The sequence below is a fragment of the Streptomyces sp. NPDC002206 genome (assembly GCF_053593595.1).
The window spans coordinates 296,239-314,513 of record NZ_JBSFCW010000002.1; the positions used below are offsets into that span (position 1 = coordinate 296,239).

An 18,275-nucleotide genomic window follows, 5' to 3' on the forward strand; every position below is an offset into this window, starting at 1 on the left:
CAGGAAGACAACTTGTCTTCCTGCTCATCGTGTTCGACTGATGAATGCATCGACTTTGCGTAGCCTGCTCTCGTGGAGGCGTACGGAACTGCCCTCCGTGTGCTGCCTTATTCGGGCCGGCCGATGGGCAGGTCCCGTGGCACGAAAAAGGAATGGGTCGGGAAACATGAGTGAACGGCAAGGGCGCACACCGGTATCCGATCTGTTGTCACTGGACACGACGACGGTGGATGCGGGGGCCGGTCGGGCCGGTGTCGCAGTTCTTCCCATCGGCAGCTTCGAGCAACATGGACCGTACCTGCCCCTGATGACCGATACGCTCATAGCCTGCGCCATCGCCCGGGAGATCGCCGCCACCCATGCGGTGCACCGTCTGCCTCCGGTGACGATCTCCTGTTCGCACGAGCACGCCGCTTGGCCGGGAACGGTCAGCATTTCTGCGACCACCTTGTGTGCCGTTGTCCGGGACATTGCTGAATCGCTCCGTCGATCCGGTATCAATAACCTGGTTCTGATCAACGGACACGGTGGAAATTATGCACTGCGTAACGTAGTTCAGGAGTCGGCGGGGACCGGGACCCGCATGGCGCTATTCCCCGGATCGGCCGACTGGGACAAGGCGCGGGACAGGGCGGGTCTGCATACGTCTTCGTACAGCGACATGCATGCGGGAGAATTGGAAACGTCCATCCTGCTGCATGCGGATCCAGGAATGATCCGCCCCGGTCATGAGGCCTCCGACTTCCTCGTCGACGACCGGAAGCATCTGCTCACGCTCGGTATGCGGGCCTATACGGAATCCGGCGTCATCGGCCGTCCTTCCTTGGCATCTGCCGAAAAGGGCAAGCAGTTGTTGACCGGTCTCGCCGATTCCTTCGCTGAATACCTCTCGCTTCTGGCACCGGATGAGCTCCTGGTTCCGGCGGAGCCCGGGTCCCGGCCGTCCGGCGCCGCGGACAGCCGGCCGTCGGCCATCGCTCGGCGGGGAACGCGATGACCGGTGACGCCGCAGAACCACGCGACGGCATGCTTGATGCGTCGGAAGCCTGGGAGCGGTTGCGCGGCATCCGGTCCGAGGCGGATGCCGAGGCCGCCGGACTGATCCTGGGAACTGACGGCCGGCGCCGGTGGGGGTGCGCCTCGCCCGAGGCGGATGTCCTCGCCGACCGCTATCTGCCGCTCTGTCTGGGCGGTCCGCGCTTCGCCTTCGCACAGCTGGGACAGAGTCTGGACGGATTCATCGCGAGCCGTACCGGCGACGCCGACTACGTCACGGGCGCGGAGGACCGCGACCATCTGCACCACCTGCGTGCCCTCTCCGACGCGGTGGTCATCGGTGCCGGCACCGCCGTTGCGGACGATCCCCAGCTGACGGTCCGAACCTGCGCGGGTACCAACCCGGTTCGTGTTGTCCTCGATCCGCACCGCCGGGTACCGCTCCACCACCGAGTGTTCAGTGACGGGGCAGCACCCACCCTGTGGGTGGTGGGCGCAGACAAGGAGCGGGGTCAGACCGTTCCGGCCATGGACGGCATCGACATACTGCCCCTGCCCGACACCGCTGCGTTCGCCCCTCGGCGCCTGTTGCGGGAACTCGCGCGACGTGGGCTGGGCCGCGTGCTTGTCGAGGGCGGCGGAATCACCGTGTCGCGTTTCCTCCACGCGCGGGCGCTGCACCGCCTCTACCTCACAGTGGCACCGGTCCTGCTCGGCGACGGCGTCCCTGGGCTCGGCTTCCCAGGCCCGGATCTGATGCGCGATGCACTTCGTCCGCCGACCCGGCGTGCCGCTCTCGGCGAGGACACTCTCTTCGAGCTCGATCTGCGGACGACGCATCCCGGTGAACCAGTGGGTGACGAGCACGCCGATACCGGGCAGGCTCGCGACGAAGGTGAGTAGTCCGTACATCACGGCGACGGTCAGTCCCTGCGCGGCACTCAGGCCCGCAGCTCCGAAGGCCCATGCGGTGACCCCTTCCCTCGGCCCCCAGCCCCCGACGTTCAGCGGCAGTGCCATGGCGAGAAGCGCCAGCACCATCAGCGGCACCAGTTCGGTCGCCGGCGCCGTCGATCCTGCGGTTCGGGCGGCGAGAAGGAACATGCCGAGATGCCCTGCCAGCACCGCAAGGGACGAGATCAACACCCCCGGCCAGCTTCCCCGGGCAAGCAGTCCGAGGCGCGCTTCGGCCAGCGCGGCCCTGACCGCGCGGTGCCGGCGAGATGTGTACTGCTTCCCGCGGAGCCGCACAGCACCCACGATCAACAGACCGGACATCACGAGGAGAGCGGACAGGGCGCCCGGCGCAGTGGCGGTCCGGTCGGCGAGGTGGCCGATCCTGTCCAGTGCCAGGGAGGGCCGCGTGAGCAGGAGTGTCACGCCGACTGCGGCGAGGACCACTTGGCCCGCAACGCGTTCGAGGACGACGGTGCGGACCCCCCGGCCGACGTCACCTGCACTCTGCCCGTGCCGCACACCACGGTGTACGTCGCCGAGGACACCACCGGGCAGCGCCGCGTTCAGAAACAGAGCACGGTAGTAGTCGGCGACGGCCCGGCCCAGCGGCAGCCGTACCCTCAGCCCCTTCGCCACCAGGCACCAACGCCACGCACTGCACACGGTGGTGAGCATGCCGAGCCCCAGAGCGGCCAGGAGGGTGGGGCCGTCGATCCCGCGCACGCCCTCCACGATGACGTCGGTGCCCTGCCACCACAGCAGCCCCGCGACGATGGCCGTCCCGACGAGCATGCCGAGACGCGCCCGCACGACCCGCGGCGTCACGAGGACCCACCCGTCGGCCCGGGCAGGGCCAGCACATCCTTGTGATGCACCACCACCTGCAATTCACCTGCCCAGCACTCCGCCAGCCGGCGCTGCAGATACGCATCGGCACGCTGCGCGAGGTCCGGTCGCTGGTCACGAGCGGCGCCGACCCAGCCCCGTAGCCACTCCGTCAACAGCGTGGACTCGCCGGTGTCCGGGTCCCGAATTCCTGATCCGCACGGATCGACCCCTTGCGTCCGGTGCGTCCCGTCGTAGGGCAGAGAACGAGGAGCAGAACCGAGCCGCCACGGGCTCGCGTGCTCTCGTACGGTCAGGCCATGGCAGGCAAAGGCCTCGGAGGCTGCCGCGACGGCGTCGGGCCCGAGGAGCCGGCGGCCCTGGTCCACGCGGCGCTGGTGGGCGTTGAACGCGTGCGCGATCTCGGCGTCCAGCGGGTCTGCCGGGGTGAGGTCGACCCTGCCCACCACGGAGAGCGCCAGCAGTGCCGGGCAACCGGCCCCGGCGCAGGCCGCTGCCAGCCCGTTCAGCTCTTCGCAGGTGAGCAGGTCCAGCAGAGCGGAAGCCGTCACCAGGGAGGTGCCTGAGAGGACGTTCGCGGTCAGTCGCGCGACATCGCCGCGTTCTGTTGTGACGGTGACGGGACTGCCGTCGGCGGCCGTACGAGGCGTCCGAGCAGCGGCCAGGTCGAGCAGATCCGGGTCATGGTCGTGCAAAATCCAGTGCTGGGGCCCGTTGAGCCGGGGAGCGAGCCAGCGCCCCATGGAACCGGTGCCGCACCCGAGATCGCGGATCACCAACGTCGAGCGCCCGGACGCCGGTTCTGCACCACCGGGCCGACTGGCCGCGGCCTCCAGGTGCCGCTGCAGCGGGCCGACGAGTCCGGATCCGCGGGCGGCCGCATCGGCACCCTCCCGCAGCGCCAGCCACTCCGGGGCATAGCGAGTTGCACCGGTCCCGCTCACGCGGCCTCCCGAGATTCCTGGCGGAGTTGTTCCAGCACCGCGGCCAGACTGCGCGAGGTCGTGTCCCAGCCGGCCAGCGCAGTGCGCCGAGCCATGGCGGCCTCCATCGAACGTCGGCGTTCGACCGGCTCACCGAGCCAGAGGCGCAACGCCGAGGCGAATGCTGCCGGGTCCTGCGGTGGTACCAGCAAGCCCGGCACGCCCCCGTCGGGTGCGTGTCCGACCGCTTCAGGGAGTCCACCGACCGCCGTCGCCAGTACAGGGACGCCGCGGGCAAGAGCCTCCGTCGCCACCATGCCGTACGTCTCGCCGTGCGAGGCGAGCACCAGCAGGTCGGCGGCGGCGTAGCTCGCGTTCAACTCGGCGCCTGTCCGTGGGCCGACAAGGTGTACCCGGTCGCCGAGGCTGTACCGCCCGATCAGTTCCCGGATCCGGGTGACGTAGCCGGGATCCTGGCCCAGTCCGCCGACGCAGACGCAGTTCCACGGAAGATCTGCGACGGCCGCGAGGGACTCCACCAGCTGGAGCTGCCCTTTGCGCGGAGTCACAGAGGCCACGCACAGCAGGCTCGGTGCGCGGTCGGTACCGGTGGTGGTGCCGGTCGCCAAGGGTTCCGTGTCGGCTCCGGGGGCGGCGACGTGGACCCGGCCGGGGTCGAGTCCGTGGTGGGTCACGAGCCGGACGGCCGCCCAGTCACTGGTTGCCACGACGGCCGCCGCGGCCTGCAGCGTCCTGCGCTCTCCAGCGTTCAGGGCTGCCGCCACGCCGGGGGCGAGGCCTGTCTCGTCGCCCAGCGGCAGGTGGACGAGCACCACCAGGCGCAGCCGTGCGGCTTCCGGAATGATGATCTCGGGGACGGCGCAGGCAACGAGTCCGTCGAGGAGGACGACGGCGCCGTCCGCGGACTCCCCGAGTATCCGGGTCAGTTCCGCACGCGCGAAAGCTCGGGGCTGTGGCCAGGTGCCCGCGACGGCGTACTCGTGGACCTGCCAGCCGATCCGGGGCAGGTCCCGGCACACTCTGCGGTCGTAGGTGTTGCCCCCACTCGGCGCAGACGGATCGTCGACGCCACCGGGCATCACCACAATGACCGAGCGCCCGGTCATTGTGGTGGTGGCCGCGGGGTTCACAGGAGCCGCTCGTAGCTCGCCCATGCAATGTGTGATTCCTGCAGGGTCACCGTGATGCCGGTCAGGCCATGTGCGCCCTCGCCCAGCGCTCCGGCGCGCACCTGGTCGGCCAGGCGGTCGGCGATGACCTTGGCCAGGAATTCCGTCGAGGTGTTGATGTCCGCGAACTCGGATTCGTCATCGAGGTTGCGGTAGTTGAACTCGCCCACCACGCGTTTGAGTTCAGTGGTGGCCAGCCCGATGTCGACGACGATGTTGTCGGCGTCCAGCTCGGGACGGCGAAAGGAGGCGTCCACCACGTACGTCGCTCCGTGCAGACGCTGCGCGGGACCGAACACCTTGCCGCGGAAGCTGTGGGCGATCATGAAGTGCTCGCGGACGGTGACACTGAACAACGGCTGTGACCTCCTGGTCCTACCCATGTGGCCGCTCGCGGCCCTTGTCGTTCAGTACGGCTGGAACATGCTGAGCGTTCACGGCCCGCCAGGTTCAATGGCGAGTTTCGTTCAACGCTCGGCCGGAGGCACCGGAGTCGCGTCGTACAGCACGCGGTGGCACAACCCGGGAAGGTCACCCGTGCCGATCCTGGCCAGTACCGACGGCAGCTCCTCGAAGGCGCATTCGCCGGTGATCAGTGCGTCGAAGGCGGGGTCGGCGAGCAGGTCGAGCGAGAGCGCAAGCCGATCGGCGAAGGTACGGCGGGAGCTCCGGGCCGCAGACACGGTCCCCACTTGGCTGCCGCGCAGGACCAGACGACCGGAGTGGAAGGCCTCCCCGAGCGACAGGCTGACTCGCCGGTCGCCGTACCAGCTCAGCTCCAGGACCGTGCCCTCCGGGGCGAGGAGCTCCAGCGAGCGGGTGAGCCCACCTTCGGTGGCGCTGGCGTGGACGACGAGGTCGCAGTCGCCCAGGGCATCTTCGGGGAGCGCGAAGTCGACGCCCAGCGCCCGGGCAACGGCGGCGCGGGTGGGATCGGAATCGACCAGCTGGACGCGGACGGCGGGGTACCGGGCGAGAAGAGCGGCGACGGAGCAGCCGATCATGCCGGCTCCCACGACGGCGATCCGGTCGCCGATCAGCGGTGCGGCGTCCCACAAGGCGTTCACCGCCGTCTCCACCGTTCCGGCCAGCACGGCCCGCTCGGCGGGGACGGTGTCGGGCACCGGGGTCACAGCACTCGCAGGGACGACGTACCGGCTCTGGTGCGGGTAGAGGCAGAAGACCGTACGGCCCACGAGGTGCCCCGGCCCTTCCTCGACAAGGCCGACGTTGAGATATCCGTACTTGACCGGACCGGGGAAATCGCCGTCCTGGAACGGCGCCCGCATCACGATGTGCTGACTCTCCGGTACGCCGCCGCGAAAGACGAGGCTCTCGGTGCCACGGCTCACACCGGAGAACAGCGTGCGCACCACCACGTCGTCGACGGCCGGCTCCGGCAGCGGAACATCCCGTATCTCGCCATGGCCGGGGGAGCGGAGCCAGAAGGCGCGTGCGGTGCGCTCCATCGGTGACCTCCTGCTGAACGCTCGGGTGATGGTTTACGTTCTGATGATCGTGAGACCACGTAAACGTACGCGGCTCTCGGCGAATGTGTCACACGGCAGGAGGACGGCGCGCGGTGACCCGGAGTAGCACATACAGAACTCGTCTGCGGCGCCCGGAGGCGGCGTCGGGGGCAGCCGGACAGACACTCCTGCTGGTTCTTCTCGGCATGACGACCGGACTGGGAACCGCGGGATGGCTGACAGGCCTGGTCTTCACGGCCGCCGTCTGGGCCATCCTCACACGTGCACTGCATCAGGCGGGCAACAGGCCCTTCGGTCCCGCCAACGGCGTCACCCTGGCCCGTACGACGCTCGTCGGGGGCGTGACCGCGCTGGTCGCAGACTCCTTCGTGAGCCGACCGCCGGTCGGCGTCCTGGTCGCCCTCACCACGGTGGCGCTGATCCTCGATGCAGTCGACGGCCACGTCGCCCGGCGCACCGGGACGGCGTCCTCCCTGGGGGCACGCTTCGACATGGAAGTCGACGCCTTCCTCATTCTGATGCTCAGCGTCTACGTCGCCATGTCGCTGGGCACATGGGTGCTGTCGATCGGCGCCATGCGCTACGTATTCGTCGTGGCGGCCCGGGTCCTGCCGTGGCTGTCGGGACCGCTGCGTCCGAGCGTGGCCCGTAAGACGGTGGCCGCCCTGCAGGGAATCATCCTTCTCGCCGTCGGCGCCGGGGTCATCCCGCGCTTGCCCGCGTATGCGGCAGTCCTCGTGGCGCTGGCACTGCTCGTCTGGTCCTTCGCGCGTGACATCGGGTGGCTGTGGTGCATCAGGTCTCATGAAAACACGAGGGGGGTCCGGGACAAGATGTTCGAAAACGCCTGATCGCTCCCTTGTCCGGTGACGTCGTGGAACGGTTGTGCGGGACCTTTTCGCGCTGGGGCCACTTCGCCTCGAGTGCCCCGCGCTCGCGCGCTGCCCGGCGGTAGATCGTGATCGAGTGTCCCACCTCGTCGATGCGCATGCTGGTGTTGATCAGCGTCGCCAGACGGCGATCGGCCTTGGCGATCGAGGAGTCCGACACGACGAGGAGCCCGTGAACCTCGCCCGGGGGGACCTTGCGCGGGTCGGACGCGTCGATGCCGTAGAAGGAGGGCACGCCGCTGCCTTTGTAGACGAGCCAGATCTTCTCGTCCGGGTACCGCTGCCGCAGACGGGCAGCCAACCGGCCCAGGTCCTGACCCCAATCGACGTTCGAGTCGTGCAGACGCAGGTGAGTCCTGGCCGGGCCGCCGAACGCCTCGTTGGAGTACGGCAGGTAGTACGGGTACGTCCGCAGCGAGCTCACCGCGACGAACAAAATCAGCGCAGCGGTCGCGATGTGCGCCGACCGCCGTCGGCAGGCGGTCACGCCGGCCGCGGCGACTGCCAGGAACATCGGCATGAAGAGGGCGTACCGGACGCCGAGATCACGGGACCCGGTCAGGGCCGCTGCCAGCAGCACCACCGTGGGAACCAGTACGTAGGGTGCCGCAGGCCGCAGCCGGGGCGTCCTCACGGTGGCGACGGCACCGGTCGACCACAGCGCGAGCATGCCCAGCGGCGTCTTTATCAGCAGCGCGGTGGGCAGGTAGTACCACAGCGAACCGTGGTAGTGGCGGCCGAACAGGAAGCCGCTCCACGTCATGTTCTCGAAGCCGAACTGGATGCGCACACCGTCCCGGTAAGGCTCCGGGAACGGGAGCCAGTCGACGACACGTGCGCGCAGCCCGTGGGTGACCGGCAGGTTCTCGGGCCTGGCCCATCGCAACTGTGGGTCGACAGCGAGGTAGGTGGTCCACACCACGGCGATCGCGACCAGCGCCACGACCAATGCGGCCCCCACCCCGAGCACGAGAAGCCACCTCCTCTCACGGGGGCCGGGGTTGTGCGTCCGGCAGGCGTACCGGACCGACAGGACGGCCAGGAGCAACAGCACCGGAATCGCGGGCAACGCGCTCATCTTCGTCGCCACGGCCGCGCCGAGCGCCCCTCCGGCGAGCGGGAGGCAGAGGCGAGGCCGCCGCCGCGCCCGCCACAGCAACCAGACCGACGTCAGCAGGAAGCCGGCCATCGGCACGTCAAGTGTGGCCAGCGACCCGTGCGCGATGATGTCGGGCGAGAACGCGTACAGACCGAGCGCCACCAACCCGCCCACGGGGCCGGCGAGGTCACGGGCGAACGCGAGGACAACCAGCCCGAACAGTAGCGTCAGCAGGATCATCGGCAACCGCGCCAACAGCATCAGACGCCACGGATCATTGCCCGATTCGTACAGGAGGTGCCGTCCGAGCTCCGTCTGATCGCCGACGAAGGCACGGTCGAGGTGCGCGTCGGCGAATACCGTCCCTGACGCGATGAGCAGCTTGCCCAACGGCGGATGCTCGGGGTTGTACCGCAGGCTGCGCTGCTGCAGGTAGATCTCCGCCGTGCCCACGTACACGGGCTCGTCGATCGTCGGCGTCTGGTTCACGGCCGTCGTGACCATCGCGACCGCCATCTCGGCGAGGAGCACGACCACGACGAGTGCGAACAGCCACCGCCGGTGTCCCCGTAGCCCTTCGCCTGCTCGAGCGGTCTGCCGCATCAGTGCGCGAACCTTCCGTTCCTTCTGTCGCGCATCCGGCGTGACGTCGACTGTGCTGTGGCGAGCCGACGCGACACCATGGCTCCACTTGGTCAACTGCTGACGCCTCTGGTCACCGGGTCGGCGGGGACGAATCGGGGCCCGGCTGCGGGCCGAAGGCGGTCAGGAAGCGGTCGCGGAAGGTGTCCATTCTCCAGACCGGAGCGGACGGGCCGGGCTTCAGGCCGTCCTGCCAGCCCCAGCCGGAAATATGGTCCATCACGGCCGGATCGCGGGCGACGATCGCGACCGGTACATCCCGGCCGAACTCGCCATCGGTGACGGTCGTCACCGGCTGATGGTCGCCGAGGAAGACGACCACGGTGTTGTCGTCGCCGTACTTCTCCACGTAGGAGATGAGGCTGTGCAACGAGTACTCAATGGCACGCCGGTACTCGGTTCGCACCTGGGCGGGGTCCCGCCACACTTCCTTGGGGTCCTTGCCGGCCTTCTTCATGGCGTTGTACGCCGAGCCGTCACCGACCTCGTCCCAGCCGATCATCCTGGGTATGGGCGCCCAGGGATTGTGACTGGAGGCGAGAATGATCTCTGCCATCAATGGGTCACGCCCCGACTTACCGTGCTCCAGGCGTTCGAAGGCGGACAGACTGTACTGGTCGGGTACGGGCGTCCAACTGAACTTCGGGCCCTCGTAGCCGAGCTGCCGGGAGTCGTGGATGTGGTCGAGGCCGAAGAACTTCCCCTCCGGCCAGGCCCGGGTGACGCCCGGCATGATGCCGACCGTCCGCCAGGCGTCGGCGCGCCGGAAGGCGCCGGTGAGGGTCAGGCGGTTGCTCGAGGTGACGCTGCGATAGCGCTGCTGATTGTCGATCCACAGGCCCGACATGAAGGTGGTGTGGGCCAGCCAGCTACCGGCGCCCGTCGTGGGGGACGTGAGCCAGCCGCTTCGCGAGGAGAACCCGGCCGCGTTCAGCCGACTGGTCCCGTCCGCGAGCACAGCGTCGACCTGCGACGCCATCGCCGGGTCCTCGACTGCGGAGCGGCCGTAGCTTTCGATGAAGGTGAAGATGACATCCTTGCCGCGCAGCCCGGTCAGCAGCTGGTCGGCGGGGGTGTCGCCGAAGGCATCGACGGCAGACTCCTTTCGGAACTCCCGCTCATCCTTGAGGCCGGTACGCACCGAGTCGGCACGGTCCTCGACGAGGGTGGCCGTGTTCCTGGAAGCGACCGGCACACCGGCGATCTGCGTGCCGAGGGCCGTGAACGTGATCCAGGCGGTCCCGAGCACCAAGGTGGTACGGGTCGCCACGGCGCTGTGCCTGACCAAGAGGCGGCTCAGCCGGACCACAGCCAGCGTCATGAAGGCGAGCAGGGCGAGAGCGAGGGCCGCGATCCCGATCAGAGCACCGATCGCGTCGGCCCGGCCGACCGAGTCCCTGAGGAAAGCTTCTGCGTCGTCGAGCAGGATCCAGTCGAGTACCGGATCGAACGGCCGGTCGAGACTCGCGTAGAAACCCATGTCGAGGAACTTCAGGATGGTCAGCAGGCCGAGGCCCACCCCGGCGAGCACCGTCGCCACCCGCCTCGCCTTTGGCGGCAGGACGAGCAGTATGGCGACGCCGAGGATCCCCTCCACCGGAATGCGGGCGAATGCGCCGGGCGTGAGCCGGCTGACCTGGTTCGGCAGGAGGAGAGCGAAGAGCACGAGCGCGGTGGCCAGGGCGGTGGTCACCCACGCCACGCTCCGCACCGCGGCCGGGTGCCTTTCCCGCCGGCCGCGGGCGACGGCCTCGCCGGGGTCGTCACCCGCGTCGCCGTCCGGTCCCGCGGCGTCACAGCCTGGGACGTGCTCCGGGGAACCGTCCCATGCCGGGTCCTCCTCCGTGCGTGCGCTGTCCGTATGGGGCGGGACTGGAGCGCGGTCAGGGTGCGACACCCGAAGATCCTTCCGTGCGAAGCCAAGTGGTGGCACGGCAGACCAGGTTGGGGGGCCGGGTACCGCCATGCATCATGTACGGCTCGGAGGCGGTTCCAGTTCAAGCAAGCACTGCGGTTGCGTGATAAAGCTCAACGCGTAGTTGGTCCGGGGGTGTCCGGTCTGTTCCTACCCTTGGGCGAGAAGGAGCCTGGCCGCTGTGCTCGCCACGTCCTCACGCGGACGCCGCATCGTGTGTGTCCGCAGATTCCCGGCAAGATCGGTCGAGCACGCCCGGACGCTGTCGTGAACCACGAAGCCGCTGTGCGGCCGAGCCGGTGTCAGTGCTCGATGGAATGCTGTTCGCATGGACGAGCTCATGCGACAGCGTCGCGTCTACGGCGCCGACCACGACGACCCCGACCCCGGACCGAAAGCGGGCCACGAGTACCGGGAGCTGGTCGGCGGCCCCCTCGACGGCCTGCTCGTGGACGTCACCGGGTGGACCGATGCAGCGCTGCGCGAAGGCGCGAGGCTGATCACGGAGATCGGCGCATACGGTCCTGGCGGGCGGTCCGAGTACAAGCCCAGGCTGGTCGAACCTTTGAAGTGGGACTGGCGTGGCGACACCCCCTGACCGGTGATCCAGATGCACGCCCACGGCCGAGGCGACGGCCGCCCGCCGGGTCAGACCGTTCCGGGGCGGGGCGCAGTCGACCCTACGAAAACGCCCTTGCCCGGGACGGCCTTCACGGTCGTTCCGGGCAAGGGCCCAACGCTGGATCAGCGATCAGTCATGAAGCGGGACTTCAGGGGTGGTGGGCGTCGCCCTCGACGTACGGCGGTGGCAGCTCCCGTGATCAGACCGGCCACCGCACCGCGCTGCGACGCCGGGGAGGCACGGGCGGCGTTGTCGATCATGGTCAGCACCGCAATGATGACGATCTTCGCTTCGGACGTGTCGAGTCCGGGCCTGACGCCCGCGAGTACGTGGGTCCAGAGCACGAGGTATTCGCGCTGCGCCTGGCGGGACGCCTTGCGCTCCTTCTCGGGAAGCTGGTCGAGCTCCCCGATCAGCAGGCACCGACGGCCGGGTGCCAGGGGTGATGCGGGTGCGAGCCAGGGGCTAACGGTCCTGGTCCGCGCCCAGGTTCGGCGGGGTCGGGATCCGGTTGCCGAAGTAGTCGCGGGTGATTCCGTCGGCGACCGGGATTCCCGTGCCGAGTGCCAGGGAGCCCGCGCGCAGGCGGACGTCGCGCGGGGCGGCCGGGGAGGCCGAGGCGAAGAGCGGGTCGGCGGTGAGGGCAGAGGTGTCGCGGGGCTGGGCCGTGCGCCAGTAGAGGTTGTTCTCGTAGACGCTCCGGGTGTCGTTGATCGGGGAACCGTCGGACGCCCCGACGAAGATGTTGTTGCGGAAGGTGACCCCGGTCGGGCCGTTGTCGGAGACGAGGGCCGTGTTCGCCTCGTCGGTGACGATGGTGTTGCCGTAGATCCGGGTGTCGGTGGTGGCGGCGCAGACGACCGAGATCACGCCGTACGGGGACATCGTGTTGCGATCGTTGATGCTGATGTTGTGGCGGACCCGGTTGCCATCGGTGGTCATACCCGCGCCGTTGCAGATCAGCAGGAAGCCGCCCTCGTTGTCGTGGCTGTAGTTGTACTGGTAGACGTTGCGGTTGTTGCCGCCGTCGATGTCGTACGCCATTGAGTCGAGGGTGCCGTGGCCGCCGGTCACCTCGTTGTACTGGTAGAGGACTTCGTCCGAATTCCAGGCCCAGATACCGGCGTTGTAGCCGGCCGAGCGCATGTTGAAGCCGTTCACGTAGTTGTGCTCGACCAGTGCGCCCTTCGCGGTCTGTACGACGATGCCGTCGCCGCCCACGTCGTACACCTTGTTGCGCTGGATCCGCAGGCCGGTGATCGCCTCCCAACTGGCGCCGGGGCCGTTTGGGTGCTCAGCCCTGCGGCCCCAGCTGGAGCTGGTGCCGATGCCCGTGCGGTCGGTGCGGCGGACGGTCGAGTCCTCGATCCGTACGCCGTCGAAACGGGTCGGGACGGCCGAGCCGGTGACGGAGAAGAGGATGCCGCCGCTGGGGTCGGGGTCCTTGAAGTCGGCGCCGTTGACATCGTGCACGTCCACCCCGTCGACGACGTAGTGGCTGCCCACGCCGTGGTCGGTGAGCCGTACGAGCAGTCCTGCGCGGCGGTCTGTCGTGGTGTGCGTACCGGTGTTGGAGATGTCGAGGTTGCGCAGCTCCCAGCCCTCGACGTTGAGCAGGTACACGGCGGCCCTGGCGCCCTCGCCCTCGATGTGCGGCTTCGCCCCCTCTCCGTACGCGTCGATGGAGATCGGCTCGGCGGCCGTTCCGGAACCGGTCGGGGCGAGCGCCCCGGTGCAGGTGCGGCCACGCCGCAGCAGCAGCCGGTCGCCCGGCTCGTACGCGCGCGAGGCCTTGGTGAGGGTCCGCCACGCCGTGCCGCTGTTCGTGCCCGATGCCTGGTCACTGCCGCGTAGACAGTCCACGTAGTACGTGGTGTTGGTCGTTCTGCCGGGTCCTTCGTGTGCGGAAGCGGCCGCCGGCAGCAGACCGGTCACGCTCACGGCGGCCGCGAGCGCGGTCACGGCTGCCTTGCTGCGTATCAGGGAGATCGACATGGCCGGAAACTAGCCAGGCGGCCGACATCCGGGCCATGGACGCACGTAGCCGGTACTTGGATCTCTGGCTGGATCGTCCGCACCGGCTGCTGCACCGTCCCGGTGCGTCCTCTCGCCTCATCCGCGCCCCGAGGCGCAGCTGCACGGCAGCTCCGACGACGTCAGGTCACATGACAGCACGGGGGCGCCCCCGCCGAGAAACATCGTTCGCCACGCGTCGCGGGGCTTCTCTGCCCGGCGCCGAGGGGATTGACGCTCTAGGCTTCCACCCGGCACCGGCCCCGACCCCAGGAGCGCACACCGTGTTCGACCCCGCAGCGGAGCCCCCGTACCCTGATGGCCACCGACCGGACGAGGAGCCCGCTCCGCACGCACTGTTGTCGCCCGTGATCGGCTTCCTGGGCACCTGGCGCGGCCGCGGACGCGGCGGGTACCCGACGCTTGCCGGGGACTTCGAGTACGCGCAGGAGGTCACCTTCAGCCACGACGGCCGCCCTTTTCTTCGCTATGAGGCCCGGGCCTGGCTGCTCGACGCCGACGACGCACCGCTGCGTCCGGCGGCCCGGGAGAGCGGCTGGTGGCGGCTCCAGCCCGATGGCCGCGTGGAGGCACTGATCACCCAGCCCACCGGCATCGCGGAGATCGCGGTCGGCCGTGCGACCGACAACACGGTCGACCTCTCCACCCACGAGGTGGCCCTCACCCCCACCGCCAAGGAGGTCGCTGCCACCCGCCGCCGTTATGCCCTCGCCGACGATGCCACGCTCACGTTCGTCCACGACCTCGCGGCAGTCGGTCAGCCGTTGCAGCACCATCTCTCGGCACGGCTGCGACGCGGTAAGTAGGCCGTCACGTGCACGGGGTGGAGCTGCGGCCGTAGAAACCCGTTTCGGTCCTCGCTGAGGTGCCTCTACTGTGGCGCGGTGATGACACAGATGATCGTTCTCAACGGTGGCTCCAGTTCCGGGAAGTCTGGGATCGCCCGGTGTCTGCAGGCGTTGCTGCCGGATCCTTGGCTGTCCTTCGGGGTCGACACACTGATCGAGGCGATGCCCGCGTCCGTGCGGACGTCGGATGCGGGCATCGTGTTCGCTCCGGACGGTGAGGTGATGGTCGGTCCTGAGTTCCGGACGTTGGAAACGGCGTGGATCGAGGGGCTTGCCACGATGGCCCGCGCGGGTGCACGGATCATCGTTGATGAGGTCTTCCTCGGCGGAGCGGCGTCCCAGCAGCGGTGGCAGCAGGCTCTCGGCGGACTGCAGGTGCTGTGGGTAGGCGTCAGGTGCGATGCCACGATTGCCGCGGGTCGCGAGGTCGTGCGTGGTGACCGGGTTGCCGGGATGGCGGTGTCACAGGCGGATGCGGTCCACCGGGGCGTGCTCTACGACTTGGAGGTGGATACGACGCATACCGAGTCGATGGAGTGTGCGCGTACCGTCGTCACCCAGGTCAAGTGATCGACAGCCCGGGTGCCTGCTGCCCTGACCGCGGTGCCGGGACGGTCAGCCAGCTGCGGTGAGGGAGCGTCCGTCCCAGCGGATGCCACCCCGGTGATCCGCACACTCCGGTCCCCGAACTCTTCGTCGACGTGGTCCTCGACCGCGCAGGACTGTCAGTGCCAGGAGCGCGTGTCCTGCGCGGGCAGCGGGCGCAAGGTGGGCCAGCGTTCCAGCAGGCGTACGGCCATGGCCGCGCTGAGATGACCGAGTGCGTGCAGATCGTCGTGGTCGCGGGTCTGGTCGGCGACTGCGCCAAGCCGGTGGACGAGGCGCTCCCGAGCGGAAACGTAGCCCCACTCGAAGTCCTCTGCCGGTACCCGTGCGAGGTGGTCGACCGACTCGCGGTGGGCGCGTTCGACGAGCGCGTCGCCTCGGATCAGCCAGCCGGCGCAGGCGTCGGCGAGGTCCCCGGGGACATCCGTGCCGGTGAGGCTCCGCCAGGTGGCACGGTAGATGTCCTCGACTTCCGCCAGCGGCGTGCCGGTGACCGACATGGCGCACCAGCAGGTCGGGAAACCGATGCGGAAGTAGGCGAGTTCGACCAGGCCGTTGCCCAGCGACGCCTGTTCGAAGTCGACGAAACGGACGCCGGTGGCGGTGCGCAGATCGTTGCCGGGGCAAGGGTCTCCGTGGAGGAGCGCATGATGAGGCGTGGGGTCCAGCCGGTCGATCAGGGCAGCGAGTTCGTTCGGCACCGCCGATGGGACGGGGACGCCAAGCACCTCGGCGAGGGCGATGAAGGACTCGGCGTCGGCGGCCGTCGGTCCGGACCAAGCGGGGAGCGTGCCTGTGTCAGCCGGCCCGGTGAGTGAGTGCAGCCGGGCGAGGGCCTCGGCGTAGCCGGGCATCCAGTCGTCAGCCGCTCCGAGATTGTCCAGGTGCTCCAGGACCATCACTCGGGACGCCGGGTCCGTTCCGAGCAGCGCCGGCGCGACGGTCGGTCGGGTGGCCCGAGCGGCGAGCCGCAGCGCGGCGGCCTCCCGCGCATAGCGCGCATCCGCGTCGGGCCCGGTGCCCCCTCCGTCGGCGATCTGTTTGACGATCACCCGGCTACCACCGCGCAACTCGACCCGCCACACCCGGGAGCGCGGACTACTGTCCAGCAGTGTGGCGTGCGTGGGGGAGCCCACTACGGAGCGCAGCTCGTCGCTGATCGGCACCTGGGTAGACATGATGGTCAGCGTAGGGCGTTCTGCCGCACAGGGTACGACCATATTCAAGTCCAAGATCTAGCGCCTGGACATACGCTCAGGTAGCCCCCGAGTGTCACGGACGTGACTCGCGGCTGGGCAGCAGGGCGTCGCGGTTGAGCAGGCCGCATCCGTAGAACCGACCGGCTTCGGCACTGTCGACCCGACTGCTCTCCCTTCCGATTACGCGCCGGCTCTCGCGCTCGGCTCCTTGGACTCACGCGTTGGACAGCTGCGTCCGGCTCGTGCCCACAAATGCCCGGTCGCTACGCATGGCCAGGTGCCGCCACCAGGCCGGGCAGGTGTGGGCCGTTGGAGTGACGGCTGCCCGCCCACATGGCTTTCGGCCCGCATGCCCCGACCGGCCGGGCTGCGATCTTCGACGAGGTCGTCGGGGCCGTCAGCGCCGACGTCATGTCCCTGGAGACCGGTGTACGGACGTTGAGACCGGCCCGGTGCTGCTGGTCCCGGCTGCCCTGTGACAGCGGGCCTCGACCGTTGTCTTCGACGGGCTGATCACCATGAGCGCGGGTGTGGGTCGGGAGGGCAGGGGGATCCTCCATTCGGCCCGTTGTGGTTGCTGGCGGGCGGAGTTGGGGGTGGGCTGTCAGTGCGCCCAGTGATAGTCGCGGGCGCCAGGAGGGGCGTCCCCCGCTGAACGAGCTGGGGACCGATCCCCTCGCCGACCTACACGAGACTTGGAGATTCCCCATGCCTTACCGCAAGGGACAGCACGTGGAGTACCGGGACCATCAGGACGAGATCCAGCGGGGCGAGATCCGGCAGGCCGAGGGCAGCGGTGCACAGACTCGTTATGCCGTCCAGAACGAGATGACCATGCGCGAAGAGAAGATCAGCGAGAACCAGATCGAGCGGGAGCTGTAGTAACGGCCCTGCCCATGCAGCCGCCGTCGCACCGAACCAAGGTGCGACGGCGGCTGCTCGTCAGGTTGTGCCGTCCTGGCTCTTGGGGCGGCCCGTCGACAGGCCCCTGCCCATCCCGCCCTGGGGGACGCCGGTGAATGCGTGAGCTGCGTGCCGCCACTCCGGGGGCGGGGGGTGGCGGCACGCAGCGGTTCCGAGAGGGGTCCGCGGTCAGTGGCGGTGTCCCCAGTCGTTGTGGTGGTCGCGGTCACGGCCCCAGGACTTGGTGTCGACGGTCCGGCCCCAGTCGTCGCGCAGGGTGGCCGTGTCGGAGTAGTTGCTCCAGATGTAGTCGGTGCGGCGGTCCTGGTAGACGTTGGTGCGGGTGTCGTGGCCGCGTCCGGTGTGGACGCGGACGGTGGACCGGCCGGCCAGGCGGAGGTAGTCGAAGCGGTAACGGTTGCCGTCCCGGTCCGAGAGTGTCCACCCGTTCAGATTCACCGGTCGGTAACCGGTGTTGGTGACCTCGACCCACTCCCCGTTCAGCGAGCGGTTGGAGTAGTCGTCACGGCCCGGGCTGTTGTACTGGATGCTGCCGAGCACCACACGCTTGTACGACTGGTGGTGGCGGCCACGGTTGTGGCCGTCGTCGGCGGATGCCGGCATCGCCACGACAGCGACAAGGGAACCGGCCGCCAGAGCAGTAGCGACGAGACGACGGACAGTACGAGAAGCAGACACGAGATGTCCCCCCAAGTAGAGGCGTCCAGGCCCAGGTCAGAGCCATGCTGCGCGGTGCGGGTCCCGGCTCGACAAGCCGAGGACCCACACTTTGAACCACCCGCCCGCCTGTCGTCGGCAGCGTCAGCCTGCGTTACAAAATGCGGATATTTCCGTAACCAACGGCTGTAACGGTCACGGACCCCGCATGGGCGTGGCCCTGACATTCGCTGGGCACGGCAACCACCCCGCTCACCCGCGGCAACAAGCCCTTTCCGACTCCTCCGCACACCACGGCACACCACCCCGCGCCCCACCACCGGTCGCACAAATCGGGTAACAGGCACAATCCTTCACAGTTTGGACATCGGCGTGGTGATCACACGTCTGCGCGAGCCCGGGAGGAGTACCTCGCGCTCGCCGAGCGGCGTCCGCCG

General features: G+C 68.9%; 17 protein-coding genes and 1 pseudogene. 7 read left to right on the plus strand and 11 right to left on the minus strand.

The window, feature by feature from the left end; genetic code table 11:
• Positions 1-166: 166 nt before the first annotated feature.
• Complete coding sequence (locus ACWCP8_RS06225; RefSeq protein WP_352268263.1) at positions 167-997, plus strand: creatininase family protein; 831 nt, start codon at positions 167-169, stop codon at positions 995-997.
• Positions 994-1,899, plus strand: coding sequence for a RibD family protein (locus ACWCP8_RS06230; RefSeq protein ID WP_352268262.1), 906 nt, complete (start codon positions 994-996; stop codon positions 1,897-1,899). Before ACWCP8_RS06225 ends, ACWCP8_RS06230 begins: the two co-directional genes overlap by 4 nt.
• On the opposite strand, the pseudogene ACWCP8_RS06235 reads toward ACWCP8_RS06230, so the two are convergent.
• The 5 genes and pseudogenes from ACWCP8_RS06235 to ACWCP8_RS06255 all read right to left on the minus strand — a co-directional run.
• Positions 1,831-2,745: pseudogene (locus tag ACWCP8_RS06235) on the minus strand (lysylphosphatidylglycerol synthase transmembrane domain-containing protein); the annotation flags it as partial. The gene ACWCP8_RS06230 and the pseudogene ACWCP8_RS06235 overlap by 69 nt on opposite strands.
• A gap of 29 nt (positions 2,746-2,774) precedes the next feature.
• Positions 2,775-3,758: an SAM-dependent methyltransferase gene (locus ACWCP8_RS06240; protein WP_451114894.1), complete on the minus strand. Its 984-nt coding sequence runs from the start codon at positions 3,756-3,758 to the stop codon at positions 2,775-2,777.
• Positions 3,740-4,897: a glycosyltransferase family 4 protein gene (locus ACWCP8_RS06245; RefSeq protein WP_451114486.1), complete on the minus strand. Its 1,158-nt coding sequence runs from the start codon at positions 4,895-4,897 to the stop codon at positions 3,740-3,742. Before ACWCP8_RS06245 ends, ACWCP8_RS06240 begins: the two co-directional genes overlap by 19 nt.
• Positions 4,870-5,268: a 6-pyruvoyl trahydropterin synthase family protein gene (locus ACWCP8_RS06250; protein WP_355996441.1), complete on the minus strand. Its 399-nt coding sequence runs from the start codon at positions 5,266-5,268 to the stop codon at positions 4,870-4,872. The genes ACWCP8_RS06245 and ACWCP8_RS06250 overlap by 28 nt, the downstream gene beginning before the upstream one ends.
• A 111-nt stretch (positions 5,269-5,379) precedes the next feature.
• Entirely contained in the window at positions 5,380-6,381 is a 1,002-nt protein-coding gene (locus tag ACWCP8_RS06255; protein WP_451114488.1) for a zinc-dependent alcohol dehydrogenase, read from the minus strand.
• A 113-nt stretch (positions 6,382-6,494) separates the two neighbouring features.
• Here ACWCP8_RS06255 and ACWCP8_RS06260 point away from each other — a divergent pair, with 113 nt between their 5' ends.
• Positions 6,495-7,253 carry a CDP-alcohol phosphatidyltransferase family protein gene (locus tag ACWCP8_RS06260; protein WP_451114490.1) on the plus strand — a complete coding sequence of 253 codons (759 nt, stop codon included), beginning with the start codon at positions 6,495-6,497 and terminating at the stop codon, positions 7,251-7,253.
• Here ACWCP8_RS06260 and ACWCP8_RS06265 read toward each other — a convergent pair.
• Both ACWCP8_RS06265 and ACWCP8_RS06270 read right to left on the minus strand, forming a co-directional pair.
• Positions 7,198-8,994, minus strand: a complete 1,797-nt coding sequence (locus ACWCP8_RS06265) for an ArnT family glycosyltransferase (protein ID WP_451114492.1) — start codon at positions 8,992-8,994, stop codon at positions 7,198-7,200. The two genes, ACWCP8_RS06260 and ACWCP8_RS06265, sit on opposite strands and share 56 nt — an antisense overlap.
• 112 nt (positions 8,995-9,106) lie before the next feature.
• Entirely contained in the window at positions 9,107-10,930 is a 1,824-nt protein-coding gene (locus ACWCP8_RS06270) for a sulfatase (protein WP_451114494.1), read from the minus strand.
• 346 nt (positions 10,931-11,276) lie between these two features.
• Here ACWCP8_RS06270 and ACWCP8_RS06275 point away from each other — a divergent pair, with 346 nt between their 5' ends.
• Positions 11,277-11,546 carry an MDR/zinc-dependent alcohol dehydrogenase-like family protein gene (locus tag ACWCP8_RS06275; RefSeq protein WP_352268250.1) on the plus strand — a complete coding sequence of 90 codons (270 nt, stop codon included), beginning with the start codon at positions 11,277-11,279 and terminating at the stop codon, positions 11,544-11,546.
• A gap of 146 nt (positions 11,547-11,692) precedes the next feature.
• Here the strand turns inward: ACWCP8_RS06275 and ACWCP8_RS06280 are convergent, their stop codons facing one another.
• Together ACWCP8_RS06280 and ACWCP8_RS06285 are read right to left on the minus strand one after the other, a co-directional pair.
• Positions 11,693-11,914 carry a hypothetical protein gene (locus tag ACWCP8_RS06280; RefSeq protein ID WP_451114496.1) on the minus strand — a complete coding sequence of 74 codons (222 nt, stop codon included), beginning with the start codon at positions 11,912-11,914 and terminating at the stop codon, positions 11,693-11,695.
• Positions 11,915-12,035: 121 nt separating this feature from the next.
• Positions 12,036-13,565 carry a right-handed parallel beta-helix repeat-containing protein gene (locus ACWCP8_RS06285; RefSeq protein ID WP_451114498.1) on the minus strand — a complete coding sequence of 510 codons (1,530 nt, stop codon included), beginning with the start codon at positions 13,563-13,565 and terminating at the stop codon, positions 12,036-12,038.
• Positions 13,566-13,867: 302 nt separating this feature from the next.
• On the opposite strand from ACWCP8_RS06285, the gene ACWCP8_RS06290 reads away from it, so the two are divergent.
• Together ACWCP8_RS06290 and cpt are read left to right on the plus strand one after the other, a co-directional pair.
• Positions 13,868-14,410, plus strand: a complete 543-nt coding sequence (locus tag ACWCP8_RS06290; RefSeq protein ID WP_451114500.1) for an FABP family protein — start codon at positions 13,868-13,870, stop codon at positions 14,408-14,410.
• A 90-nt stretch (positions 14,411-14,500) separates the two neighbouring features.
• Positions 14,501-15,022: a chloramphenicol phosphotransferase CPT gene (gene cpt, locus ACWCP8_RS06295; protein WP_451114896.1), complete on the plus strand. Its 522-nt coding sequence runs from the start codon at positions 14,501-14,503 to the stop codon at positions 15,020-15,022.
• Between the two features lie 155 nt (positions 15,023-15,177).
• On the opposite strand, the gene ACWCP8_RS06300 is transcribed toward cpt, so the two are convergent.
• Positions 15,178-16,236, minus strand: coding sequence for a phosphotransferase (locus ACWCP8_RS06300; protein WP_451114502.1), 1,059 nt, complete (start codon positions 16,234-16,236; stop codon positions 15,178-15,180).
• A gap of 729 nt (positions 16,237-16,965) precedes the next feature.
• Between ACWCP8_RS06300 and ACWCP8_RS06305 the strand changes: the two genes are divergently transcribed.
• On the plus strand, positions 16,966-17,139 hold the full coding sequence (locus ACWCP8_RS06305) for a hypothetical protein (protein ID WP_352268245.1): 174 nt from the start codon (positions 16,966-16,968) through the stop codon (positions 17,137-17,139).
• A gap of 210 nt (positions 17,140-17,349) precedes the next feature.
• Here the strand turns inward: ACWCP8_RS06305 and ACWCP8_RS06310 are convergent, their stop codons facing one another.
• Positions 17,350-17,790 (minus strand): lamin tail domain-containing protein, encoded by a 441-nt coding sequence (locus tag ACWCP8_RS06310; RefSeq protein WP_451114505.1) that lies wholly within the window; start codon positions 17,788-17,790, stop codon positions 17,350-17,352.
• Positions 17,791-18,275 lie beyond the last annotated feature (485 nt).